Source organism: Massilia sp. FBCC-B171 (assembly GCF_059134155.1).
The window spans coordinates 1,563,412-1,589,516 of record NZ_CP101443.1 but is presented as its reverse complement, the minus strand read 5'-3'; the positions used below and the strand labels follow the sequence as shown (position 1 = coordinate 1,589,516).

15 protein-coding genes are annotated in these 26,105 nt (G+C 66.1%); 10 read left to right on the top strand and 5 right to left on the bottom strand.

Annotated elements, in window-relative coordinates:
* Nucleotides 1-84: 84 nt before the first annotated feature.
* Together kdsA and pyrG are read right to left on the bottom strand one after the other, a co-directional pair.
* Nucleotides 85-942 (bottom strand): 3-deoxy-8-phosphooctulonate synthase, encoded by an 858-nt coding sequence (gene kdsA, locus NMB41_RS07155; RefSeq protein ID WP_494381781.1) that lies wholly within the window; start codon nucleotides 940-942, stop codon nucleotides 85-87.
* Nucleotides 939-2,624 (bottom strand): CTP synthase, encoded by a 1,686-nt coding sequence (gene pyrG, locus NMB41_RS07150; protein ID WP_494381780.1) that lies wholly within the window; start codon nucleotides 2,622-2,624, stop codon nucleotides 939-941. Before pyrG ends, kdsA begins: the two co-directional genes overlap by 4 nt.
* Before the next feature lie 265 nt (nucleotides 2,625-2,889).
* Here pyrG and NMB41_RS07145 point away from each other — a divergent pair, with 265 nt between their 5' ends.
* Nucleotides 2,890-4,617, top strand: a complete 1,728-nt coding sequence (locus tag NMB41_RS07145) for a methyl-accepting chemotaxis protein (RefSeq protein WP_494381779.1) — start codon at nucleotides 2,890-2,892, stop codon at nucleotides 4,615-4,617.
* Nucleotides 4,618-4,713: 96 nt separating this feature from the next.
* On the opposite strand, the gene NMB41_RS07140 is transcribed toward NMB41_RS07145, so the two are convergent.
* Both NMB41_RS07140 and ltrA read right to left on the bottom strand, forming a co-directional pair.
* Nucleotides 4,714-6,306: an FAD-dependent oxidoreductase gene (locus NMB41_RS07140; protein ID WP_494381778.1), complete on the bottom strand. Its 1,593-nt coding sequence runs from the start codon at nucleotides 6,304-6,306 to the stop codon at nucleotides 4,714-4,716.
* A gap of 171 nt (nucleotides 6,307-6,477) precedes the next feature.
* The gene (gene ltrA, locus NMB41_RS07135; RefSeq protein WP_494379832.1) at nucleotides 6,478-7,872 is read right to left on the bottom strand and encodes a group II intron reverse transcriptase/maturase; all 1,395 of its coding nucleotides are present in this window, start codon (nucleotides 7,870-7,872) and stop codon (nucleotides 6,478-6,480) included.
* Nucleotides 7,873-8,473: 601 nt separating this feature from the next.
* On the opposite strand from ltrA, the gene NMB41_RS07130 reads away from it, so the two are divergent.
* Nucleotides 8,474-9,990, top strand: a protein-coding gene (locus NMB41_RS07130; protein ID WP_494382804.1) for an ISNCY family transposase whose coding sequence is annotated in 2 segments (ribosomal slippage) — nucleotides 8,474-9,350 and nucleotides 9,350-9,990 — 1,518 coding nt in all. Because the reading frame shifts where the segments join, the coding sequence is not laid out codon by codon here.
* Between the two features lie 58 nt (nucleotides 9,991-10,048).
* On the opposite strand, the gene NMB41_RS07125 is transcribed toward NMB41_RS07130, so the two are convergent.
* Complete coding sequence (locus NMB41_RS07125) at nucleotides 10,049-11,377, bottom strand: amidohydrolase (protein ID WP_494381777.1); 1,329 nt, start codon at nucleotides 11,375-11,377, stop codon at nucleotides 10,049-10,051.
* A gap of 290 nt (nucleotides 11,378-11,667) precedes the next feature.
* Here NMB41_RS07125 and NMB41_RS07120 point away from each other — a divergent pair, with 290 nt between their 5' ends.
* From NMB41_RS07120 to NMB41_RS07085, 8 genes are all read left to right on the top strand, one after another.
* Nucleotides 11,668-13,356 (top strand): methyl-accepting chemotaxis protein, encoded by a 1,689-nt coding sequence (locus tag NMB41_RS07120; RefSeq protein ID WP_494381776.1) that lies wholly within the window; start codon nucleotides 11,668-11,670, stop codon nucleotides 13,354-13,356.
* A 217-nt stretch (nucleotides 13,357-13,573) separates the two neighbouring features.
* Entirely contained in the window at nucleotides 13,574-15,277 is a 1,704-nt protein-coding gene (locus NMB41_RS07115) for a ShlB/FhaC/HecB family hemolysin secretion/activation protein (protein WP_494381775.1), read from the top strand.
* 12 nt (nucleotides 15,278-15,289) lie between these two features.
* Nucleotides 15,290-20,308: a two-partner secretion domain-containing protein gene (locus NMB41_RS07110; RefSeq protein ID WP_494381774.1), complete on the top strand. Its 5,019-nt coding sequence runs from the start codon at nucleotides 15,290-15,292 to the stop codon at nucleotides 20,306-20,308.
* 402 nt (nucleotides 20,309-20,710) lie between these two features.
* Entirely contained in the window at nucleotides 20,711-21,973 is a 1,263-nt protein-coding gene (locus tag NMB41_RS07105) for a YaiO family outer membrane beta-barrel protein (RefSeq protein WP_494381773.1), read from the top strand.
* Nucleotides 21,967-24,306 carry an LTA synthase family protein gene (locus NMB41_RS07100; RefSeq protein WP_494381772.1) on the top strand — a complete coding sequence of 780 codons (2,340 nt, stop codon included), beginning with the start codon at nucleotides 21,967-21,969 and terminating at the stop codon, nucleotides 24,304-24,306. The genes NMB41_RS07105 and NMB41_RS07100 overlap by 7 nt, the downstream gene beginning before the upstream one ends.
* On the top strand, nucleotides 24,303-25,232 hold the full coding sequence (locus tag NMB41_RS07095; protein ID WP_494381771.1) for a hypothetical protein: 930 nt from the start codon (nucleotides 24,303-24,305) through the stop codon (nucleotides 25,230-25,232). The genes NMB41_RS07100 and NMB41_RS07095 overlap by 4 nt, the downstream gene beginning before the upstream one ends.
* Before the next feature lie 113 nt (nucleotides 25,233-25,345).
* Nucleotides 25,346-25,780 carry a hypothetical protein gene (locus tag NMB41_RS07090; RefSeq protein ID WP_494381770.1) on the top strand — a complete coding sequence of 145 codons (435 nt, stop codon included), beginning with the start codon at nucleotides 25,346-25,348 and terminating at the stop codon, nucleotides 25,778-25,780.
* Between the two features lie 66 nt (nucleotides 25,781-25,846).
* The gene (locus NMB41_RS07085; protein WP_494381769.1) at nucleotides 25,847-26,104 is read left to right on the top strand and encodes a hypothetical protein; all 258 of its coding nucleotides are present in this window, start codon (nucleotides 25,847-25,849) and stop codon (nucleotides 26,102-26,104) included.
* Nucleotide 26,105: the final 1 nt, after the last annotated feature.

Below are 26,105 nucleotides of genomic sequence, written 5' to 3'. Positions count from 1 at the left end.
CAGTCTCCGAAAAGTAAGAAAATCGTCGCACATGAAAGTCGAGGCGCTGATTGAGCGCCTCGACTTTCGAGCTAAATAGTTAGGTCAGATCTTGAAGCTGTTCTCGAGATAGCCCGAGCGCTTGACCACGCGGTCGAGGTCGACCAGGGTGGTGAGCAGCTCCTTCATGCGCCCCAGCGGCACGGCGTTCGGGCCGTCGGACAGGGCGTTGGCCGGGTCCGGGTGGGTCTCCATGAACAGGCCGGCGATGCCGGCTGCCACCGCGGCGCGCGAGAGCACCGGGATGTGTTCGCGCTGGCCGCCCGAAGACGTGCCCTGCCCGCCCGGCAGCTGCACCGAGTGGGTCGCGTCGAACACCACAGGGCAGTTCGATTCGCGCATGATGGCGAGCGAACGCATGTCCGAGACCAGGTTGTTGTAGCCGAACGAGGCGCCGCGTTCGCAGGCCATGAAATTGTCTTCGTTCAGGCCAGCCGCGCGTGCCGCATTGCGTGCCTTGTCGATCACGTTCTTCATGTCGCCAGGGGCCAGGAACTGGCCCTTCTTGATGTTCACCGGCAGGCCCGAACGGGCGCAGGCGTTGATGAAATCGGTCTGGCGGCACAGGAAGGCCGGGGTCTGCAGGACGTCGACGATGCTCGCCACTTCCGGAATCTCTTCCTCGGTGTGGACGTCGGTCAGCACAGGCACGCCGATCGTGCGCTTGACATCAAGCAGGATCTCCAACCCCTTCTCGCGGCCAGGGCCACGGAAGGACGTGCCGGACGAACGGTTCGCCTTGTCGAAAGAAGATTTATAGATGAAGGGGATGCCGAGCGCCGCGGTGATCTCTTTCAGGGTACCGGCGACGTCCATCGCCATCTGGCGCGATTCGATCACGCAGGTGCCGGCGATCAGGAAAATCGGCTGGTCCTGGCCTACTTCAAAGCCGCAAAGTTTCATGCTGCGTCTCCTTGCAAGGCGGGTGCATTGGCAGCAGCCGGCGCATTGGCCGACTGGTGCGCGAGCGCCGCCTGGATGAACGAGGTGAACAGCGGGTGGCCGCTGCGTGGGGTCGACTTGAATTCAGGGTGGAACTGCACGCCCATGTACCACGGGTGCGCATTCTCGCCGGTACGCGGGAGTTCCATGATTTCGCACAGGTCTTCGTTCGGCGTACGCGCCGCGACGATCAGGCCGGCCGCTTCCACCTTCGGCAGGTAGTGGTTGTTCGCTTCGTAGCGGTGACGGTGACGTTCGGTGACGACGCTGCCGTAGATCTCGGCAGCCAGCGTGCCCGGGTTCACCGCGCAGGTCTGGGCGCCCAGGCGCATGGTGCCGCCGAGGTCAGAGTCCGCGTCGCGCTGCTCGACTTTACCGTCGTGGTTCTGCCACTCGTTGATCAGGGCGACGACCGGCTGGTCGGTATCGAGATCGAATTCGGTGGAGTTCGCGTTCGGGAGACCCGCCATGTGGCGCGCGTATTCGATCAGCGCGACCTGCATGCCCAGGCAAATGCCCAGGTAAGGGATCTTGTTTTCGCGGGCATAGCGGGCCGCCATGATCTTGCCTTCCACGCCGCGCTTGCCGAAGCCGCCCGGAACCAGGATGGCGTCGTACTTGGCCAGCCGCGCACAGCCGGTCGTCTCGATGTCTTCCGAGTCGAGGTATTCGATGTTGACGCGGCTTTCGGTATGGATGCCGGCGTGGCGCAGCGCTTCGGTCAGCGACTTGTACGATTCGGTCAGGTCGACATACTTGCCGACCATGCCGATGGTGACTTCGTGCTTCGGGTTTTCCAGCGTGTGGATCAACTTGGTCCACATCGACAGGTCGGCCGGCGGCGCTTCGATGCCGAGGGCTTCGAGGATGATGTCGTCCAGGCCCTGGTCGTGCAGCACCTGCGGCACTTTATAAATGGTGTCGACGTCCCATACCGAAATGACGGCCTGCTCTTCGACGTTGGCGAACAGCGAAATCTTGGCGCGCTCGTCGTCCGGAATGCGGCGGTCGGCGCGGCACAGCAGCGCGTTCGGCGAGATGCCGATCTCGCGCAGCTTCTGCACGCTGTGCTGGGTCGGCTTGGTTTTCAGTTCGCCTGCCGACGCGATGTAGGGCACCAGGGTCAGGTGGACAAACGCGGTCGACTTGCGGCCGGCGCGCAGCGACAGCTGGCGCGCGGCTTCGAGGAAGGGCAGCGACTCGATGTCGCCGACGGTGCCGCCGATCTCCACCAGCGCCACGTCGACGCCTTCGGCGCCGCGGCGGATGTAATCCTGGATCTCGTTGGTGATGTGCGGGATCACCTGCACGGTCTTGCCGAGGTACTCGCCACGGCGTTCCTTGCGGATCACCGATTCATAGATCTGGCCGGTCGTGAAGTTGTTCACCTTCTTCATGCGGGTGCTGATGAAGCGCTCGTAGTGGCCGAGGTCGAGGTCGGTCTCGGCGCCGTCGTCGGTGACGAAGACTTCGCCGTGCTGCATCGGGCTCATCGTGCCGGGATCCACATTGATATAGGGATCGAGCTTGAGCATGGTGACTTTGAGACCGCGCGATTCGAGGATCGCAGCGAGAGAAGCGGCCGCAATTCCCTTGCCCAGGGAAGACACGACGCCGCCAGTGACGAATACAAATTTGGTCATTGTGCTGAAGGTGCCGAATGGCACGCGCGGGAAATCGAAATTATACCTTAAACCGGCGAGTGCATCTTCACAACAAGCCGCCCGCCGCACTGGCACAAGCCTTGCCACGCCCTGTGGCAGCTTGCACAAGCCTCGATTGTTTCGTAAAGACAACAGCTTCAGGCCGCAATCGCAGGAAGCGCTAACATGATGGCTAGGTGCAATTGCAATTGCCGTGAGACAAGGTTACATTCCCTGTTCTCTTATTTGTATAGGCATGAGCGTCATGGGTTTTTTCAACAATCTGAACATCGGTAAACGCCTTGCGATCGGCTTCGCGCTGACCCTGGCCATGGCCGTCCTGATCGCCGTGGTCGGCATCGCGCGCCTCAACAGCGGCGCCGCCAACACCGCCCAGGTGCTGGCCGAGCCGCTGGCCAAGGAACGCATGATCACCGAGTGGTACATGCAGGTCTTCGCCGCGGTGCGCCGCACGGCCGCCATCGTCAAGAGCAGCGATCCTGCCCTCGGCCCCTTCTTCAAGGAAGATGCGGCCCAGACCGGCAAGCGCTCGGCCGAGCTGCTGAAACAGATCGAGCCCCTGATCGAAGCGGGTCAAGAAAAAGCCCTGTTCGACCGCATTACCGAACAGCGCAAGGCCTATTCGAGCGCACGCGACGAAGCCGTCAAGGCCAAGGCCGACGGCAACGAGGAACTCGCTGCGCAGATCCTCAACGAGCGCTTCACCCCGACGGCCAAGGCCTACCAGGACTCGATGCAGCAGCTCGTGGCCATGCAGGCCGCGAACATCAGCACCACGGCGCGCACCATCGGCGAACGCGCCGAGAGCAGCGAAACCCTGATCGGCACCCTGGCCCTGTTCTCGGTGCTGCTCGGCGCGCTGTCGTCGTGGCTGCTCACGCGCAGCATCGTGCGTCCGATCCGCGAAGCCGTCGCGCTGGCCGAGACGGTTGCCAGCGGCGACCTGACGCGCCGTATCGACGCCACCACGCGCGACGAAACCGGCGCCCTCCTGCGCGCGCTGCGCCACATGAACGACAGCCTGGTGCAGATCGTCACCGAAGTACGCAGCGGCACCGACACCATCAGCGGCGCCTCGAGCGAAATCGCCGCCGGCAACCTCGACCTGTCGAGCCGCACCGAGCAGCAGGCCGCTTCGCTGGAAGAAACGGCCGCCTCGATGGAGCAGCTGACCGGCACCGTGCGCCAGAACGCCGACAACGCGCGCCAGGCCAATCAACTCGCGATCACCGCCTCGAACGTGGCTACCGAAGGCGGCGCCGTCGTCGGCCAGGTGATCACGACCATGGGTTCGATCAACGAATCCTCGCGCAAGATCGTCGACATCATCGGCGTTATCGACGGCATCGCCTTCCAGACCAACATCCTGGCGCTGAACGCGGCAGTCGAAGCGGCACGTGCCGGCGAACAGGGCCGCGGCTTTGCGGTCGTCGCTTCCGAAGTGCGCAACCTGGCCCAGCGTTCGGCGGCGGCGGCAAAAGAGATCAAGGTCCTGATCGGCGACTCGGTCGACAAGGTCGACCTCGGCGCCAAACTGGTCGACCAGGCCGGCGCGACGATGGAACAAGTGGTCGAATCGATCCGCCGCGTGACCGATATCATGGCCGAGATCACCCATGCAACCCACGAGCAGACCGGCGGCATCGAACAGGTGAACCAGTCGATCGGCATGATGGACGAAGCGACCCAGCAGAATGCGGCCCTGGTCGAGGAATCGGCGGCGGCAGCGGGCGCGATGCAGGAGCAGGCGGCCAAGCTGGCCCAGGTGGTGGGCGTGTTCAAGCTCGATGCGCAGGCAGCAGCGGTGGCCGTTGCCGCGCCGGCAGCGGCGAAAGCAGCGCCGTCGCGTGCGCTTGCCGTGCGTCCGAAGCCGGCCGCGCGTGCGGCCAAGGCGCCGGCCGCAGCCAAGCCGGCCAAGCCGGCGGCGCGTGCCACGGCGGCGGCGGGTGCGGATGAGTGGGAAGAGTTTTAAACGCGTTATGGCGTGATCGATCGAACCGCCCGCATTGTCGGGCGGTTTTTTTTGAAAGGCGCCGGTATTGCGCGGGTGTACCGGCGCCCCGGCTAACTACACCGGCGGCGGCGGATTCCTCCGCTCTTCCGTCCTCCCCTGCTCACGCCCTTGCACCGAACCCGGTGCGGCCGGCTCCAGCGCGCGCGCCGCCGGTCCATGCAGCACCCTGCCGTCGACATCGAAACGCGAGCCGTGGCAAGGGCAGTCCCACGAGCGCTCGGCTGAATTCCAGTGCACCACGCAGCCGAGATGGGTGCAGGTGGCCGACAGCGCATGCACGGCCCCCGCCTCGTCGCGGTACACGGCCAGCTTGTGCATGCCTTCGCGCACCACCGCTCCCTCGCCCGGGGAAATCGCGTCGGCCGAGGCGACCTCGCCCGCGGTCAGCCAGTCGCTGTACTGGGAGATGGTATTGGCCTGCTCGGCCATGAAGTCGTTGACGCCGTGCCAGCCCTTGCGGCCCGGGTCATAGACGTCCTGCCAGGGGTTCGCGCGTCCCGCGATCAGGTCCGTCACCAGCATCGCGCCAGCCGTGCAGTGCGTCATGCCGTTGCCCGAGTCGCCCGTGATGAGATAGCGGTGCTTGCCGCCATGCGGATCGCGCCCCAGGTAGGCCAGGCCGTCGCTCGGCTCCATTACCTCGCCCGACCAGCGGTAGGCAAGCGCCTCCGCCATAGGGAAATGCGCGCGCGCCCAGCGCTCGAGCTCGGCGTAGCGGTGTTCGGGATGGCTGTCCTGCCCCACCTTGTGGTCGGCCCCGCCCACCAGCAGCAGCTCGTGCGCGGCGGCCGGATCGGGCGCGGCGACCCGTACGTAAAAATAAGGGTCCCCGGTGTCCCAGAGCAGCAGGTGCGGCACCGAGCCTGCCGGCACCTGGAGCGCGATGACATAGGTGCGGTAAGCGGCCTGCTTGGTATGCATGACCACCCGGTGGTGGAAGGGCGTGTTGGTCGCCACCACCACGGCGCCGGCGCGGATGGCGCCCTCGCCGGTTTTCACCAGCTGGGCATTGCCTGCATCGTCGATGTCATGGGCCTGGGTGCCGCCATAAATGCGTCCGCCCATGCGCACGAAGGCCGCGGCCAGCCCGGCCAGGTATTTCAGCGGGTGGAACTGGGCCTGGTTCGGATAGCGCACGCAGGGTCCCGTCGCAAAGGACAGCCCGGGCACGCCGAACAGCACCTCGGCGTTCAGGCCAGCGCGGATGGCGGCAACGCGTTCCTTCTCGAGGTCTTTCGCCTCGTTGCCGGGACGCGCAAACAGGAAGCCGTCGACGCGCTCGAAGCCGCAGTCGATGCCTTCGGCGGCGACGATCGATTCCACCAGGCCAGTGGCGGCCGCGTAGCTCTCCGCCACCAGTTTGGCGGTCTCGGTGTCGAAGGCGGCCTCCAGCCCCGCATACCACTCGTCCGGCGGAAAGAAGTGGGCCGTCGTGCGGCCCGTTTCGCCGGCCCCGACGCCGATGGCGTCGATCAGGATCACATCCCTGCCCTCGCGCGCCAGCAGGTAGGCGCAGGTCAGGCCCGCGATGCCGGCGCCGATGACGCAGACCTCGGCGCCGGCATCGCCCTGCAAGGGGGCAAACGCCGGGATCGACACGGTGTCCATCCAGGGCGAGGTCGAACTTCCGTTAGTATTGAGCGACATACGTCCTCCTCTCTGTTCGGATAAAAGAAAGGCTTTGTGCCAAGACCGGATAGATCCAGTGTAGTCCTGATCGCGTACCGCGGCGCGCCCGGCGCAGGCAATCGAGTAGGGGACGGGGTCACCCCCGTCGCCCTCTCACACCACCGTACGTGCGGTTCCGCATACGGCGGTTCATTTAACAAGCTGGAAGCGCTGCTGGGTCTCCAGCAGCGAAACCAACCCGAGCACGTCGAACGAACTCTTCGGATACGCAGCGTTCATATGGCTCGCTCCGGCGTTCCACCATGGGCCACGACCATTGCTTGCCGATTTCCACGCCCGCGCCGCATCCAGTCCGCGGGTTTGCAGCCGCTTGTTACGTGTCGACGGGTACTTCCATTGACGCCACAACAGGCAGCGAAGTTTGCGGCGAATCCATCCATCCAAATCCTGTAGCGCACCCTTCACCTCGGTCAGCCGGAAGTACGATGTCCAGCCACGCAGCACAGGGTTCAGTTCGTTGATCGTGGCGACGAGGTTGCGCGAGGCGTTCCCAACGACGATGTCCCGAACCTTGTCTTTCAGTCGCTTCAAACTGCTGTCGGCGATTTTCAGACGAGCCTGCTTATGCCAAGTGAAGCTGTGACCGAGGAACTTCCTGGCCCAGGGTCGCGCTACGGCGCTTTTCTCCCGATTCACTCGAAGCTTGAGTTTCCGCTCCAGATAATCGGTGATCGCAGCCATCGCGTGTTGCCCTGCTATTTCGCTCCTGACGTAGATATTGCAGTCATCGGCGTAACGGCAGAACAGGTGGCCCCGACGTTCCAGTTCGCGATCCAAGTCAGTCAGCAGGATGTTCGACAGCAGCGGCGACAGCGGCCCGCCTTGCGGCGTGCCCTCCGTCCTCGCGCTGACGATCCCGTCAGACATCATGCCCGCTTCGAGGTAACGCCGGATCAGTTTTAAAACCCGTTCATCCTTGACCTTGCGCGCTATCCGCGACATCAGAATGTCGTGGTTAACACGATCGAAGAACTTCTCCAGATCGAGGTCAACCACCCAGCGGCGGCCTTCCCAAATAAAGCCTTGCGCTCGTTGCACCGCTTGCCATGCATTGCGGCCCGGTCGGAACCCGTAGCTATGCTCGGAGAATTCAGGTTCGAATTCTGGTTGCAGAATTTGCAGCAGCGCTTGCTGGATCAAACGGTCCAGTACCGTCGGGATGCCCAGTGTTCTTACCCCGCCATTCGGCTTCGGTATTTCCACTTTGCGAATCGCCATTGGCATGTAATCGCCCGCTAGCAATGCTGCCCTGACGCTTGGCCAGTGCTGTTGCAGCCATGCCTTGAATTCGGCCACGGTGAGTCCGTCGACTCCTGCCGCACCCTTGTTCCGCATGACTCGCTCATACGCTCGCCACAGGTTGTTACGTTCAACCACGGCATCCATCTGCCGCAGTCCTTCCGCTTTCGTTTGCCCATCCGCCGCCGTGCCAACCTCGGCACCAGGCACAGCCATTGACGACATCCGGCCGCCTCTTTCCGTATCTGGCGCAGTTGCCTGCCTTGTTGCGTCGTCGATTTGCATCGAGGTCGAATGTCCTAATCGCGTTGTTCAATGTTCAGGCCTTCGGTCGGGTTCTCTTCGGCTCACCGCCTTGGCCCAACCTACTATGCCGTCTGCTGACTTCTGCATGCACATCCCAACACCTCTCGATGTCGGTAGCACTAGGCATGCATGCAGATCTCCCCGGGTATTGCGCACTCACCTTCACGCTTATGCCTGTCGGATCTACGTCGCAGCGTTCCGTGCAAGTATTGGGCTTTGATGATTTTGGACATCTCACCCCGCCGCGCCGCCTCATCCGCTTCCTGTTCGTCAGGCCAGCGCTTTGCTTCCGGCTTCCTCCAGATTCGCAGTCGCCCACGACACCCTTGCCTTCCGCTAACTCTTCCCCTTGCCGGGTGAGTAGAGGACTTTCACCTCCAAGTAAGTGCGCCCTGCCGGGCGCACCAAAAAAAACTAGGACGGCACATTCCGCTTGTGCCGGACTTTTCTCTCCCGACCGTGGTCAAACGGACATGCATGAAGGAGAGTTGCCATGTCTGGACGCATTGCTCGTGATAACGCCGAAAGTGAGCACCGGCTCCCGGTTACCCTGACCCACTGCGCTGCATGCGGGCATGCGATGCCAGTGGCGTACACCAAGACGCGCAAGCTGATGACGATGAGCGGGTTGGTTCTGCTTCGGCTGCAGATTCGCCGCTGTCAAAACAGCTCTTGTGAACGATTCCACAAAGTGTGCCATCCCGAAGCTGAAGGGAGCTGGGCATTGCCTGATCAGGAATTCGGTCTCGATGTCGTGCTGCGTGTCGGGCAGCTGCGATACCGGGAACACCGATCCCGTGCCGAAATCCATCAACGCTTGCTGCAGGACGGCGTGACGCTGGGCGAGCGTAGCGTGTCCAATTTGCTGGCGCACTACGACATATTACTCAGCCTCTCTCTGGACACGCTTCCCGAGCGCGGCGCGAAGCTGGCGGCACAGGGACACGCCATTTTGGCGATCGATGGTTTGCAGCCCGATGTCGGCCATGAAGTGTTATGGGTGGTGCGCGAAGTGCTGTCGGGCGAAGTGCTTTGCGCACGCAGCCTTTTGTCGTCGGCCAAATCGGAACTGCAACCGTTGATCGAGCAAGTGGCTCGGGCGCTGCCGGTCCCGGTGATTGCCGTGGTATCCGACGGTCAGCGCAGTGTTCGGCACGCTGTCGCCGCTGCCCTGCCGGGTGTGGCACACCAACTATGCCAATTCCACTATCTACGAGAGGCAGCCAGCCCTTTGTGGGAGGCAGATCGGCATGCCAAGAAAGAGCTGAAAAAACTGGTACGGGGGGTACGCCCGCTCGAATGCGCCGCCGCTGATGGCGGCGCAGCAGCCGATGTGGTGACCGGCTACTGCGCCGCCGTGCGCAGTGCGATGACCGAAGACGCGCATCCGCCACTGGTGTTTGCAGGATTGCGCCTGCATCGACATCTCACTGATATCCATGCCAGTGTGCGGCGAAGCGCCGAAAAAAAGGGGCGCTGACGGCGCTCAGGCGCCTGCGCGATATGCTGGAGCGGGCGCTTCAACGTACTGCCACCTTGTGGCCCGACGTTGAGCTGGGCGCTTCTTGGGTGCACGCAGCATCGTCCATCCTCGCCAATAGTGACGCACTGCCAGCCGACCTTGTCGCGGGGCGCTATCAGGACTGGATCGGCCGCCTGGAACTGGAAAGTAGCGCTGCCGGTCTGTCCGCAGCACTGCGCGAGGCCGCTTCCCATTTCATCAGAGTGACCCGCGGGTATGGCCTGGATCTTTTCCATTGCTACCGGATCCCGGGCCTGCCGCGCACTAACAACGCCCTCGAACAAGCTTTTGGCAGCTTGCGTTATCACGACCGCCGCGCCAGCGGCCGCAAGGTCGCTTCGCCGTCCCTGGTACTCAGTGGGTGTGTGCGAATGGCCGCTGCCGTTTTTACTCGTACTCGCACGGTGACACAGGACATGTTGGCTGCCGTGTCGCATGCCCGCTGGTACAGCGAACGCGCCGCGCTCGAACGTCGCCGCCAGTCACGCTGCCTGCGGTTCCGTTTCAGGAAAAACCCTGCGGCCTATCTGACTAAACTAGAGTCAGCTTGTGACAAGCTAAATGTGCCGTCCTAGAAAAAAAGCCACCCGGCGCATTGCCGGGCGGCTGTTTCTTTTCAAACTCAGAGGGTGATTACTTCGCGCCCGGCTTGAGCAGGTCGAGCAGGATCGCCGTCTCGGCCATGATGAAGGAACGCACGGTCGGCTTGAAGTCCGGCGCCCACTGCGGCGAGTGCGTGCCCGGCGGGTACTTGCCGGCCTTGCGCGCCGCGGCCAGCTTGCCCGGCTCCACCGCACCGACGTGCAGCAGCACCGCCTTGACGCCGGCCTGGCCGTAGTTGGCGAAGTCTTCCGAGGTCATCTTGGCCGGCATTTCGACCACGTTCTGGTTGCCCAGCGCGCCCTGCACCGCCGTCACGGCGCGCGCGGTCAGCTCGGGATCGTTGTAGACCGAATCGGCGCCCGGCACGATGTTCACTTCCGGTTTCTTCGGCATGCCGGCGGCCATGGCTTCGCCTTCGACTTCGCGCACGATGCTGGCCAGCACGCGCTGGCGCACTTCCGGCTTGAAGGTACGCACCGTCAGCATCAGCTTGACCTGGTCGGGCACGATGTTGGCCTGGGTGCCGCCGTGGATGCTGCCGACGGTGATGACGACCGGGTCGGCCGGGTTGTTCTCGCGCGAGATCAGGGTTTGCAGCGCCATCACGACACGTGCCGACATGACGACCGGGTCGCGCGTTTCCTGCGGCGTGGCGCCATGGCCGCCCTGGCCGTGGATGGTGATGGTGATGGTGTCCGCGGAGGCGCGGAAGTGGCCGGCGCGCCAGCCCACCTGGCCTGCCGGCAGCGTGCCTTCGTCGTGCATCGAGATCGCGTAGTCAGGCTTCGGGAAGCGCTTGAACAGGCCATCCTTGAGCATCGCGGCCGAGCCGGTCAGCGGCTCTTCGGCCGGCTGGCCGACCAGCATCAGGGTGCCGCTCCAGGCCTTGCGGTTTTCCGCCATCAGCTTGGCGGTGGCATACCAGGCCGACATGTGGACGTCGTGGCCGCAGGCGTGCATGGTCGGCACGGTTTCGCCGGCCGCGTTCTTGGCCGTGGCCGTGCTGGCGAAGGCCAGGCCGGTCTTTTCCAGCACCGGCAGCGCGTCGAGTTCGGTACGCAGCATTGCGGTCGGGCCGGGACCATTTTTCAGGATCGCGACGATGCCGGTGCCGCCGACGCCGGTCGTGACTTCAAAGCCCAGCGCCTTGACGCGCTCGGCCAGCTTCTTTGCAGTCTGGTGCTCGTTGAAGGCCAGCTCGGGATTGCGGTGCAGGTCCTGGTAGAGGGCCTCGATGGCCGGGAAATCCTTGTCCAGCTGGGTGGTGAATGCCGGTGGCAGGGGGGCGGCATGGGCAGCGGTGGTGACTGCGGCGCCGGCCAGCAGGAGGTGTTTCAGTGTGCGGGTCGATGGTTTCATGGTCTTTTTTGTGAGGCGCCACTGGACGCGGGTGACAGGAATCTAGTGCAGATTCCGGAGGTCCGCAAGCCTAGCAAACTCAATGCTTCATAGCAATATTTAACAATCAACGTGGTAAGGCTAACGGCAAAAGTGTCGTAAAACTTTCCCTAGGTCATCTTTTTACTTCATTATTGAACGAAACACTCGTAGAATCCACACCCTTGAAGCGCCCGCTCGGGCTGCTACGTGGCCGCCGTTCGTGCACAGGCCGCCACGCCCAACTCCATCAACGACAAGGAAATGCTGTAATGGGCTTTATCTCGAACATCAAGATCGGCAAGCGCCTCGGACTCGGCTTCGCGCTGATCCTCGCCATGACCGTGCTGATCGCTTGCGCAGGCATCTGGCGCCTCAACGAAGTGGCCGATGCAACCCGCACCATGATGGCCGCGCCGCTCACGAAAGAGCGCCTGATCACCGACTGGTACAGCCTGAACTTCGCGTCGATCCGCCGTACCGCCGCCATCGTCAAGAGCACCGACCCGGCCCTGGGCCCTTATTTCAAGGAAGACTCGGCTGCCTCGGTGAAGAAGGCCGCCGAACTGCTCAAGGGGATCGAGCCGCTGATCGACGGCGATGCCGAGAAAGCCCTGTTCGCGAAGATCCTCGACCAGCGTAAGCTCTACAGCGCCTCGCGCGACGGCGCCGTCAAGGCCAAGGCCGCCGGCAACGAAGAAGAAGCGGCGCGCCTGCTCGACCAGAACTTCACGCCTGCCTCGAAGCTGTACCAGGAACTGCTGCACGAACTGGTGGAGATGCAGCGCACCAGCATCGACGCCACCGCCAAGGCGATCGACGCCAATGCCGCGCGCAGCACGACGATCATCGCGGTGCTGACCACTGCCGCCGTGCTGCTCGGCGCGATCCTGTCGTGGCTGCTCACCCGCGGCATCACCCGTCCGATCCACGATGCGCTGGAACTGGCTGAGACCGTGGCGAACGGCGACCTGACCCGCAACATCCACACCACCGCCCAGGACGAAACCGGCGCCCTGCTGCGCGCCCTGCGCCACATGAACGACAGCCTGGTCAAGATCGTGTCCCAGGTTCGCGCCGGCACCGACACCATCGCCACCGGCTCGGCTGAAATCTCGGCCGGCAACCTGGACCTCTCGGCACGCACCGAACAGCAGGCCGGCGCGCTGGAAGAAACCGCCGCCTCGATGGAAGAACTGACCACCACCGTGCGCCAGAACGCCGACAATGCGCGCCAGGCGAACCAGTTATCCATTACTGCATCCGAAGTCGCGGTGCAAGGCGGCGCAGTGGTCGGCCAGGTCATCACGACCATGGGTTCGATCAACGAATCCTCGCGCAAGATCGTCGACATCATCGGCGTCATCGACGGCATCGCCTTCCAGACCAACATCCTGGCGCTGAACGCTGCCGTCGAAGCGGCGCGTGCGGGCGAACAGGGCCGCGGCTTCGCGGTCGTCGCCTCGGAAGTGCGCAACCTGGCCCAGCGTTCGGCTGCGGCGGCAAAGGAGATCAAGGTCCTGATCGGCGACTCGGTCGACAAGGTCGACGCCGGCGCCAAATTGGTCGACCAGGCCGGCGCGACAATGGAGCAAGTGGTCTCCTCGATCCGCCGCGTCACCGACATCATGGCCGAGATCACCCACGCCAGCGCCGAACAAACCGGCGGCATCGAGCAGGTCAACCAGGCCATCGGCCAGATGGACCAGGTCACCCAGCAGAACGCCGCGCTGGTCGAAGAATCGGCCGCCGCTGCCGCCTCGATGCAGGACCAGGCGGCAAAGCTGGCGCAAGTGGTCGGCGTGTTCAAGCTGGCCGGCCCGGCCCTGGCGGCGCCAAGCGCCCCGGCTGCCCCGGCCCGCGCCCTCGCCCGCCCGGCGCCTGCCCTGCGCGCTTCAAAAGCGGCCGCGCCGGCCAAATCGGCGGCACGCGCCAGCGCCGACGAATGGGAAACCTTCTAAACGGTTTTCAACGTTCATGCATGCGGCATCGACCTGCCGCCCCAAGCCGCCCGCCTCGCCGGGCGGCTTTTTTATCCCCGTCGCCGTGCCGCCACGCCACATCTGGCCAAAATCTTTCAAAAAGTATATTGACCAATAAATACAAAAAGAGCATTCTTTTTTGCGCACTCGCATTCTGGTCACGCCGAAAGCTAAACAAATAACGGGCTTAGTGGACATGAAAAAGCGGTTTTCCCCCTTCGCGTATGCGCTGGCCCTGCTGCCGTTTTCCTGCCCTGCCCAGACGGTGCCGCCCCAGGCCGGCACGCTCGAACCCCGCCCCACTCCTCCCACACCCAGCCCGGCCAGCGCGCCGCGGCCGGTCCTCGCCCCGGCTCCCCGCCATGCGCCGGCCGGCGCGCCGGTCGACATCGCGGAAGGCAGCCTCGAGGTGCGCGCCTTCCGCTTCTCCGGCAAGCTCGACGGCCTGCCCGTGGCCGAGATGGAAAGCATGCTGGCCGGCGAAGGCGGCAAGGTGGTCACCCTGAAGGCGCTGCACGGCGTGGCGGCCAGGATCGAGCGCTACCTGCAGAACGACCAGCAGCGCATCGTCGCCAAGGCCTGGGTGCCGCTGCAGGACGTCCAGCATGGCGTGGTCGAAATCCGCATCCTGCAGGGCGCGGTTGGCCAGCTGCGGCTCGACCCGGCATTCACGCCCGGCAGCGCGCGCGACGGCGCCCTGGCCAGCGCGCGCGGCGTCCTGGCCGCAGGCGCGCCGATCGTGCGCGAGCGCCTGGAAGAAGCCGTCTACCGGGTCTCCGACTACCTCGGCATGCCGGCGCGCGCGGTGCTGGTGCCGGCCGCCACGCTGGGTGAATACGATGTCGTGTTCGAGATCGAGCAGGGCCGGCGCGTGACGGCCAGCGCCAGCGTCGACAATACCGGCAACCGCTACACCAGCCGCTGGCACGATTCGCTCAGCCTGCGCGTGGCCAATCTCACCGGCCATGCCGACCAGCTGACACTCCACGCGCAGCTGCTCACGCCCAACCAGCGCAACCTGCACCTGAGCTACCAGGCACCGGCCGGGCGCGACTGGCGCCTCGGTGTGACCGGGCAGGCGAGCCGCTACCATTTGTGCTGCGTCTTCACGCCGCTCGATGCGCGCGGCAGCACGGGCATGCTGGCTTTCACCGCTTCGCGCGCCCTGCAGCGCACCCGCGCGCGCAGCGTCTACCTGAACGCCGAACTGCTGCAACGGCGCCTCACCAACCGCCAGCTGGGCGTGACCACCAGCGAACACCGGGTCAGCGAACTGACGCTGGGCATGCGCGCCGACTGGAGCGCTGGCGAGGTGCTCAGCGCAGGCTGGTTCAACCTCAGCGGCGGCTACACGCAGGTCGGCGCCGAGGGCGCCGATGCGCTGAGCGACGCCGCCACCGCGCGCCTGCATGGCCGCTTCGCCAAGCTCGGCGCCGGCTACACCCGCAGCCAGCCGATCGGCAAGCGCGGCGACCTGGTCGTCAAGCTGTCCGGCCAGGCGGCCAGCACCAATCTCGATTCGTCCGAAACCTTCCTGCTCGGCGGCATGGGCGCCGTGCGCGCTTATCCGGCAGGGGAAACGGCCGGCGACCAGAGCGCGATCGCGCAGTTCGAATACCACCTGCGCCTGCGCGACGGCCTGCGCGCCTTCGCCTTCTACGACCACGGCTGGATCGAACAGCACCGCCATCCCTGGCCCGGCCTCAAGGGCCGCAACGAGGTGCAGCTCAAGGGCGCCGGCGCGGGCCTGGTCTGGAATCCGGGGCCGCGCGTCGAGCTGTCGCTGATCGGTGCGGCCAAGGTCGGGCGAAATCCGCTGGCCGATCCGCTCACCGGCACGGACAGCGACGGCCGCTCGCGCCGCTACCGTCTCTGGTCGTTCGCAACCGTACGCTTCTGAAGGGAGATGACCATGCTGAACCTGCCGCTGCGGCTGCGTCCGACCGTCTGCTTCTGCCTGCTGGCCCTGCCTGCGCTGGCGCGCTCCCAGACCGCGCCGAACGCCCTGCCGGCCGGCGGCCAGGTCGCCAGCGGCGCCGTCACGCTGCAGCAGGACGCCGCCACCTTGCGCGTGCACCAGGCCAGCGACAAGGCGATCGTCAACTGGCAGAGCTTCAATATCGGGCGCGATGCGGCGGTGCAGTTCATCCAGCCGGGCGCCGCGTCCACCATCCTGAACCGCGTGGCCGGCGGGCCGAGCGACATCGCGGGCAGGCTTACCAGCAATGGGCGGGTCTACCTGGTCAACCCGAACGGCGTGTTGTTCGGGTCTTCCGCGCGGGTCGACGTCAGCGGCCTTGTAACGGCCGCCGGCACGGTCAGCGACGCCAGCTTCCTCTCCGGCGCCCCGCAGGTCGCCACACGCGGCGCCGTCAACAACGCCGGGACCATCCGGACGGCCGACGGCGGCAGCGTGGTGCTGGCCGGCGCCGCTGTCGGCAACAGCGGCAGCATCACGGCGCCGCAGGGCGCCATCACGCTGGCCGCCGGCGACGCGGTGCGCATCAACCTTTCCAGCGATGGCCTGATCCAGGCCCAGGTCACGCTGGCCGCGCCGCAGGCAAGCGTCGCCAACAGCGGCATCCTCGACAGCGAGGGCGGCCGCATCGCGCTGGCCGCCAGCGGCGTTGCCGGGGGCGCCGGCGGCCTCGTGATCGAGAGCGGCATCGTGCGCGCCGGCGCGGTGCGCAGCAACGGCGGCACGGTCTCGCTGATCGGCGGCGAGGTCGAGGCCAGCGGCAGCATCGATGTGAGCGCGGCCCAGGGAGAGGCCGGCAGCGTCGCCATCTTCGGCGACCTGCAGGCGGGCCGCGTGCGTCCGGACGCCGGCATCGATGCGCGCGGCGCCATGAAAGGCGGCATGATCGAGACCTCGGCGGCGCGGGTGCAGGCAGGACCGAAGGCGCGCGTCAACACCCTGTCGGCCAGCGGGCGCCATGGCACCTGGCTGATCGACCCGCAGGACTACACCATCGGCGAGGCGCCCGGCGACGACATCAGCGGCCTCACCCTGTCCTCCAATCTTGCGCAGGGCAACGTCACGATCGAGAGCGTGGCCGGTGCGCGCAGCGGCGCCGGCGACATCCACGTGAATGCGCCCATCAGCTGGGAAGCCGACACCACGCTCACGCTCACGGCGCAAAATTCGATCCTGTTCGCATCGGGCGCGATTCTCGACCCGTTCAACCCCAACCTGGCGGCGCCGGCCAATCTGAACGCCAGCGGCGACAACGCCGGCCTGGTCCTGAATTTCGGCGCCGGCTACCGCCTGGGCGAGAACAAGATCACGCTGGGCGGGCTGACGCCGCGCGTGACGATGAACGGCGTACCGTTCACGGTGATCAACGAATGGAGTCCCGACGCACTGGCCGTCACGGCGCGCGCCAACCCTGGCGGCAACTACGTGCTGACCACCGACCTCGATGCGTCGGAGACGGCCTCCGACAACAATGGACAGGGATGGGAGCCGCTCGGGACCGCGCAAACGCCGTTCTCGGGCCAGCTGCACGGCTTTGGCCATGTCATCGGCAACCTCACCATCAACCGCAGCAGCAGCTATGTGGGACTCTTCGGCGCCTTGCGCGGGACCGTACGCGACCTGGGCCTGGTCGATCCGGACATCACGGGCGGCACATCGACGGGCGCCCTGGCCGGCAGCGTGGACTCGGCGAACGCGTCCATTTTCAACACCTATGTCGCCGGCGGCAGCGTCAGGAGCAGCGGCAGCGGGACAGCCGGGGGCCTGGTGGGTACGCTTACGTTCGGCGGGGCCCGCACGCCGCGCCTTGTGATCGACAGCAGCTATACCAGTGGCGTCTCGCTGGACGGGGCCTTCGAGGGGACGGGCCTGATCGGCGACGCATCCCTGTTTGCCGGATCGAGCATCGGCAACAGCTTCTACAATGCGAGCGACGAAGGCTATGCCGATCATGCGCTCGGTCCCGGCGCCATCCTCGGCGGCCAGTTCGCGGCCTGGCTGGCAGGCGGGCGCAAGCTGCGCATCGCCGACTATGCCGCGTCGCTGCCCTACGATGCGCAGACCGACAGCTACACCCTGGGCACGCTGCAAGGCGTGCGCGACCTGCTCGGCTTCGCCAACGCCGGCATCAGGCTGCGGCTGACCGCCGACATCGACCTGGCGCAGGAACCCGCCCTGTTCCTGCCCACCTTCAATGGCCAGTTCGATGGCGCCAGCCATACGATCTCGAATCTCCTGCTCACGGCCGACGACCGCGTCATGTATGCCGGCCTGGTCGGCGCGAATTCCGGCACCATCCGCAACCTGAACCTGGCCAATGTCCGGATTCAGGGCGGTCTCGCAGGGGGCGTGGCCGGCAGCAATTTGGGTACGATCCAGAACGTCTCGGTCAGCGGGGAGCTGCACGGAAGCGACAGCGTCGGCGGCCTGGTCGGCTTCCAGTACCAGGGCGGACAACTGCTCGACAGCGTCAGCACGGCCAACATCACCGGCACATCCACCCTGGGCGGGGTCATCGGCGATTTCGACTCCGGCATCCTGCGCAATACCCACTACAACGCCGACGCCGTACTGATCAACCATAGCACCGGCATGCTGACGATGGGCGGCTTGCGCGGCGGCCAATACAACGACTGGATCGGCAACGGCCGCCGGCTGGCCATCGCGAACTACGCCAATGTGCTGCCGCGCGACGCGGCCAGCGGCGCCTACCTGGTGTCGACCGTGGCGGGAATGAACGCCATGCTCGGCTTCGTCGACGACCCCGCCCTGAGCTTTCGGCTGAACGCGGACATCGACCTGGCTGCCGCGCCCGGCCTCTTCCTTCCCTATTTGATGGGTACGCTCGACGGCGATGGCCACCGGGTGCGCAACCTGAACCTGCTGCTGCCGCAGCAGCCCTACGTGGGCCTGGTCGGGGTGAACTACGGCACGGTGCGCAACCTCGGTGTCAGCAACGCCAGCGTCGACGGCCTGTACTACGTCGGCGCCCTGGTGGGCCGCAACCAGCAGGGCGCGCGCGTCGACGCCAGTTTTTCGAGCGGCACGGTGCTGTCCCAGTACTCCGGCAGCGGCGGTCTAGTGGGCGGCAACTTCGGCGACATCAGCAACAGCTACAGCAGCGCCAGCGTCCTCGCCGAGAGCGGTTACGAGGGAGGCTTGGTGGGCGCCAATGGCGGCACCATCAGCAACAGCTTCGCCAGCGGCACGGTCGGCAACGACAGCGGCGCAGGCGCCGGGGGCGGCCTGGTCGGCAGCGGCAGGACCGGCGTCACCAACAGCTTCTGGAATACCGACACCAGCGGCACGACGAACAGCAGCAGCGGCACCGGCAAGACCACGGCCGAGCTGCAATCGCTCGCCACCTATACCGGCTGGGATTTCGAGCGCACCTGGCGCATGGTCGACGGCACCCCTTCCCTGCGCAGCTTTTCAAAGGGCCAGTACGACCTCGTGATCGATGCGCTCGACCTGCGCCGGGTCTACGGCAGCGGCGCCATCGGGGCGGGCGACCTGTCGGTGTCGGTCACGGGCCTGCAAGGCGGCGACAGCATGGCCCAGCTCAGCGGCCAGCTCGGCTACGGCGGCAGCGGCATCGGCGCCATCAATGCCGGCAGCTACGGCGTGCTGCCGGGCGGCCTGGGTTCGAGCAAATACGACATCGTCTACCTGCCCGGCACGGTCACCATCGACAGGGCGCCGCTGGTGCTCAAAGCCGACGACAAGGCGATGCGCCTGGGCGGCGCGCTGCCGCCCTTTACCTGGCAAGCCAGCGGCTTCCAGTATGCCGACGGCCCCAGCCTGGTCGGCGGCGTGAACCTGGCGGCCGACGGTGCCGGCGCCGGCAGCTTCCCGATTCGCTTCACGGGCGCCGACGCCGGCCCGAACTACAGCGTCAGCACGGTGGACGGCATCCTGAATGTGGAAGGCGTGGCCGCCGCTACCGAACCGCCGGTACCGGTGCAGAGCCTGATGCAGGCCCCCCTGGCGCTGCCGCGCGTGCCGGACGCCCTCGCCGCCGGCAGCGTCGCCCTGGCCGCCAGCGTGGCCGGCGGCGCGACGCCGCAGCGCAAGGAACTGTTCCTGCAGGCCGGGGACGCCATCACGCGCGCCCCCGGCATCGGCACCCTCAAAACCTGCGGCGAGACGGAGCTGGCCGACTGCATCGCCAAACCGCGCATGGCCTACCAGGCGCAGGTGAGCGAGGACACGGGCGGCGCGGCACCCGCCATGCGCATCAAGCGCAAGCTGGCGCTCGTGATCGGCAACAACGACTACCACTCGCCGCTGTCCCAACTGGAAGGCGCGGGACGCGATGCGCGCGCCGTCGCCGGCCTGCTGCAGCGGCAGGGCTACCAGGTCGACCAGCTGCTCGACGCCGACCGCTCCAGCATGATCGCCTCGCTCAACCGCCTGATCCGCGGCAGCGAACCGGACGACAGCGTGCTGGTGTTCTATGCCGGCCATGGCTATATCCACCCGGGCTCCTCGGTCGGCTACTGGATTCCGACGGGCGCCAACGTCGACGATCCGCGCGGCTGGCTGTCGAACATCGACATCGCCCGCTTCCTGGCCAACATGCCGGCGCGCCAGCTGCTGCTGGTGTCCGATAGCTGCTTTTCCGGCGCCCTCACGCGCGAAGGCGCGGCAGCCGAACAGAAGACCGGCATGAGCCGCAACGCCATCCTGATGCGGCGCTCGGTGGTGGCGCTGTCCTCGGGCGGCGAAGAAGTCGTGGCCGACAGCTCCCTCGACGGCCACTCGCCCTTCACCTGGCACCTGCTGCGCCAGCTCGAGGCGGCGCAGGGCGAAATCCCCGCGCGCGACATGCTGCTCGCCATACGCGACAAGGTCAGCAAGAGCAGCGATGGACAGGTGCCGTCGTACGGGATCATCCTGTCGTCGGGGCATGCGAGCGGCGGCGAGTATCTGCTCAATCCGAAGACCAACTAGCCACGTGCCGCTCTCGCATACCTAGGGCGGGCACCCCGTGTCCACGCGGACATCCGCGTCATGTTGGCTGCTGAACGCGGTCGCGACCTTATCAAATCGGACGCTATCGCGGATCAATCGCATACGTTTTGACGATGCCAGCGCTGCAGTGCTGATTCCGATAACACGAGGCCAGCGTCCGCGTGGGCACGGAGTGCCGACCCTACAAGAGCAGCCCAGACCTCGGCCGCTTCCACGTGCCACTCCAACAAGTTTCATAACCAGCTTGACCACGCTTTGCAGCATGGACGCGACATCCTGGCTGCCTGCGCCCTGCTCTTCTTGACGCTCACCCCCGGCTGCGGCAGAGTTGCGCCATGGCACTAAGCTGTTAGTGCGTCCCTCCGCCTCTCTCCCGTTTCCATGCCCATCGACTTCCAGCTTCCCCCGACCGCCAACGCACAGGTACAAGCCGCCAGCGCGGCCTCCTTCGACGAACAGTACGACAAGGCGCGCACGCTCGCCAACAGCGGCCAGCCGGCGCTGGCCCTGGCTGCCTACAACGCGCTGCTTGCCCAGTCGCCCGGCAATGTCGACGTGCTGCTCGGGCGCGGCATTGCCTACACGCGCATGGAGCGCTGGGAAGAAGCCCGGGCCGACCTCGAAGCGGCGGCGAAAGCCTCGCCCGAATACGCCGATGTCTGGCTTGCGCTCGGCAACCTGCACCTGTGGCACCACCAGCCGGCACAGGCGGTGGAGGCCTACACCCGCCTGACTGCCTTGCGCCCGGCCGATGCCGCGTCCTTGCAGGCACGCGCGCGCGCCAACCGCGCGGCCGGCCGGCGCGATGCGGCACGCGCCGACCTGGAACAGGCGCGCAGCCTTGGTGCGAACGCGGCCGAGATCGACGCCGCGCTGGCGGCGCTGCACCCCGCAGTGCAGATGCAGCCCGCAGCCCAGGCGCAGCCGCGCGCCGCCAATCCGGAAGCGGCGCTGGCCGCCGGCTACAGCTGGGCGGCCAGCCTGTCCGGCAGCTGGACCGATGTTGGTGCCGGCCCCCGTTGGAACGACCAGACCGCGAGCGTGCGCCACTACATGAAGCATGGTTCGATCGGCTTCGAGACGCTGCGCGCGCACCGCTTCGACCAGACCGGCCACGCCTGGGCGCTCGACGCCTATACCGACCTCTGGAACGGGGCCTACGCCAACATCCGCTACCAGCGCGCGCCGGCTGCAAGGCTGTTCCCGGCCAACTCGGGCCGGGTCGAGGTTTACCAGTCGCTCGGCAGCGGCTGGGAACTGTCCCTGGCCGACGACGTGCTCGGCTTCGACTCGCGCGTCAACATCTATGGCGTCGCCCTCGGCAAATACGTGGGCAACTGGTATGTCCAGCTGCGCCACCAGAACATCGTCTCCGAAAGCGCGCACAGTAAGGGCCAGCGCCTGCTGGCGCGTTACTACTACGCGGGCGACGCCGACAGCTACCTGGAAGCGACCGCCAACAGCGGGCGCAGCGACGATCCTCTCTCGCTCTCGGGCGGACGCGCGCGTTCGGGCGGCGGCAGCGTCACCTGGGTGCGCTACTGGTCGGATCACTGGGGCACCAAGGTCGGCGCCAGTTTCTCGCGCGACGCAAACGACGCGCAAGAGCGCGGCGTCTCGGCCGGGCTGTACCGCCGATGGTAATACCTGCGCGCCTGCGCAGCGCCGGCGGAGGGCTGGCGCGCGCCCTCGCCTTTTCGCTCGATGCGCTGCCGGCCCTGGTGCTGGCCTGGTTCTGCCTGCGCATCGGCGAAGCAGTGCACGCCAGCGGCGCCGGCGTGCCGCAAGCCACGCTCTTCGGCGCGGCACTTGGCAACGACCTGCTGTCGCTGCTGCGCTTCGGCTTCGTCTTCCTGCTCGGCGGCCTGGCGCTGGCCTTGATCCCATCGCCGCGCTGGCGCACCCTGGCGCTCGGCCTGGTCTGGAGCGCCCTGCTGTTCGCGCAGGCGGCGCTGATGCAATACCACTGGGTCGCGGGCGTGCCGCTCGGGGCCGACCTGTTCGCGTATTCAGGCAGCGAAGTCGCCGCCACCGTCGCCGGCGGCTGGGCATTGAGTCCCCTGCTCGGCATCGCCCTGGTGTCGGCGCTGGCGGTGCTGTGGACCCTGCTGTCGCTCTCGGTGCGCGACTGGTGGCCGCGCGCCGCAGCGCAAACGGTGTTCGTGGCATTTGGCGCCAGCCTGCTCGCTTTCGCGCTGCTGCCGCCGCGCTTCGCGCCGCTGGTGGCGCGCACCGATACCGACCTGGCCTACCTGGGCAACAAGACCGCCTTCTTCATCGATAACAATATCGCGCGCCTGCGCCAGCCGGGCGACGAGGCCGCGGCGCCGCGCATGAACGCGCAGGCGCCCTGGTCGGGCGCCGATCCGCGCTACCCCTTCCTGCACGCCGAGCGCACGCCCGACACCCTGGGCCCTCTGTTCAACGTGCGTCCGGGTGCGGCGCCGCCGAACATCGTCTTCATCGTCGTCGAAGGCCTGGGGCGCAGCTTCTCCGGCCCCGGCGCGCGCCTGGGCAGCTTCACGCCCTTCCTCGACGAACTGGCAGGACGCAGCCTTTACTTCGAAAACTTCCTGGCCGGCCAGGGCCGCACCTTCGGCGTGCTGACCACGCTTTTCGGCTCGCTCCCCTTCGGCGAAAACGGCCTGGCGGCGCTGGGCGAAAAGCTGCCGCGCCACGATTCGCTGCTGTCGGTGCTGAAGGCGCAGGATTACCGCCTGCGCTTTTATTCCGGTTCGAACCTCGACTTCGACAACGAAGGCGTCTACCTGCGGCGCCAGGGCGTCGACACCCTGGTGAGCGAACGCGATTTCAAGCCGCCCTACCAGCGCAGCAACGACTGGGGTTATGCCGACCGCGACCTGATGGAGATGGCGCTCCAGCGCGAGGCCGCGGCCCCCGCCGGCCGCCATGTCAGCATCATCCAGACCACCAGCATGCACAGCCCCTTCACCTTCCCCGGCAAGGACGCCTGGCTGCGCCGTGCCGGCGAACGCGTCCGCGCGCTGAAGCTGCCGGACTCCCCGGTGTACGAGAACGGGCGCGAGATCTTCGCCAGCATCCTGTACACGGACGACGCGCTGCGCATGTATTTCGAGCGCGCGTCACGCCTGCCGGGCTACGAGAACACCGTCTTCGTCATCACCGGCGACCACCGCCTGCCGGAGCTGCCGATGGACACGCGCATCGAGCGCTACCACGTGCCGCTGATCGTGTATTCGCCGCTCCTGAAAGGCGCGCGCTCGTTCCGCTCGGTGTCCTCGCAATTCGACATCGCGCCCTCGCTGCTGGCATTCCTGGCGAACGGCTACGGCCTGAAGTCCCCGGCCGAGGTGACCTGGATCGGCACGGGCCTGGACACCGAAGAGTCCTTCCGCAACCTGCACGTGGTGCCGCTCAAGCAGACCAAGAGCGAGATGAGCGACTTCGTCTCCGGCACCGCCTACCTGGCGCAAGGCCAGCTCCATACGCTGGGCGAGGGCATGCAGATCGACCGCAACAACGATCCCGACGCCCTGGCGCGCGCCCAGGCCCAGTTCCGCGCCTTCCTGAAGGCGAACCGCACGGCCGGGCGCAGCGAGGCGCTCGCGCCGCATGCGGCAACGCAGTTTGCTGCCTATGGCGGGCAGCGCACCCTGCGCGGCGTGGCGCTGGCGGCCAGCGCCGGCGACATCGGCGTGACCGGCGTGTACCGCGCGGGCGGCGCGGTGTTCGAAGCCACCTTCACCAACCACGGCGCGACCCGCTCGCCGCAGTTCGCGCCGCTGCTGGTCGTGACCAACGAACACGGCCTGGAACTGAACGAAACCGCCGCCCCGGTGCGCACCCTGGCGCCCGGCGAATCGGCGACCATCCGCTGGCAGCCGGACCTGCGCAAGGTGGCGCCAGGCGCCTATTTCATTTCGGCCCTGCCCTCGCACCCGGATACCGGGCGCCCGCTCGGCGTCGGCCAGTACCACGTGGGGGTGAAGCTGTGAAACGCCTGTTTGCCAGCTTGCTGCTGGCCTGCGCCTGCGCCGGCGTCGGCGCCCAGGCCGACGCTGCCGCGCCGCGCGCGATCTGGACCTGGGAAGAAGATTCGTATGCGCTGCTCGAACAACCCGCAACCGCTGGCCGCGCGATCGATTTCCTCAAGTCGAAATCGGTCGACACCGTGTTCCTGTATGCCGATGCCTACGGCGGACGCAACCTGATCGTATCGCAACCGCAGCTTTACCGGCGCCTGATCCGGCGCCTGCACGCTTCCGGCCTGCGCGCCTATGCCCTGCTCGGTTCGGGCTACCTGAACACCGAGCGCTACGTGCTGCCAAAGCACCGGCTTGAGGCGCTGGCGATGCTGCAGCGCGTCCTCGATTACAACAGGACGGCCGCGCCAGACGAGCGCTTCGACGGCATCAACGTCGACATCGAGCCGCACATCCTGGCCGAATGGTCGACCCGCAAGATGGCGCTGCTGGCAGAATTCGTCGAACTGTCCGATGCGCTGATGCGCGCCAAACGCGCCTCCGGACAAACGCTCCCGATGGGGCCTGCCATCCCGTTCTGGCTCGATGGCCTCGTGATCGAGTACAAGGGCGTATCGAGACCGGTCAGCCAGCACGTGCAGGACCAGTACGACTATGTCGCCCTGATGGACTACCGCGACCGCGCAGCAGGCGGCGACGGCATCGTCAGCCATGCGCTGGACGAACTGGCGTATGCAGAGAAGACTGGGAAGCAGGTGCTGATCGGCGTGGAGACGCTGCCGAATGCGCTCAAAAAGGTGTCGTTTTACCACCTGAAGGAGGCGGACATGGAACGCGAACTCGGGCTGACGGCGAAAAGCGTGGGCGCGATGCCGTCCTTCGGGGGCTTTGTGGTTCACCACTACGGGTCGTACCGGAAGTGGCTGGGGCTCGATTAAAGCCCACCTGCCGATACTCGGTATCGCGCATACTGTCGGCTTTACACGCACATGGGGACAGCATGCATCTCTGGTTAGCGGCAATCGCGGCGACAGTGGTCCAGCCACTGATCATGATGGCGCTCATGGCCTACGATCTTTTCATGTCGCCCAATCCCGTTCATGGCGTCGGGCTGCTGTTGTTGAGTGTCCTGGTGGTGGCGGGAGCGGCCGTGCTCGTTCTCGGGATTCCGGCATTCCTGCTGCTGCATACCTTTGGACGCGCGAACCGGGCTTCGCTGGCGCTGGCCGGCTTTTTGCTGGGTGCGCTGCCGGTGGCGGCATTGTCCTGGCCCGGCAGGCTTCCCGGTTTTTCAGCGGGTCAGAACTGGCACGGACATTACATCAAGACCTATATCGACGGCTTCCCGACGCAATACGCCTGGTTCCTGTATGGCGAGGATATCCTGCGCTTCGGGATGCACGGCTTGGCAGGCGCCCTGGTTTTCCATATCGTCTGGTCCCGCTTGAATGCACGCCTTGCCGCCCAAGGTCCAGGCCTGGCCTGATCCGTGCAGGCCCAATGTCCAGGCTGTCGTACTATCCCTTCACGACTGATTCGAAGGAGCCTGAAGATGCTGAAACTCGGAACGGACGACGCACTGGTCGAGAAGCTGGGCGCCCTGGCTGCGCAGGTGGTCGAGGAAGCGCTGGCCTCGGGCCTGGCCTGGGATCAGGCGATTACCGCCTTCGGCATCGCCAGCAAGGCCATCGCATTGAAGGCTGCCAGCCAGGGCAACGGCACGCCCGAGCAATGTGTGGCCCATGCGCAGGGGCGCCTGCAGTTCGGGATGGAGCACAGCGCCGATGTGCTCAAGGCCTGGCTGAGCTGAA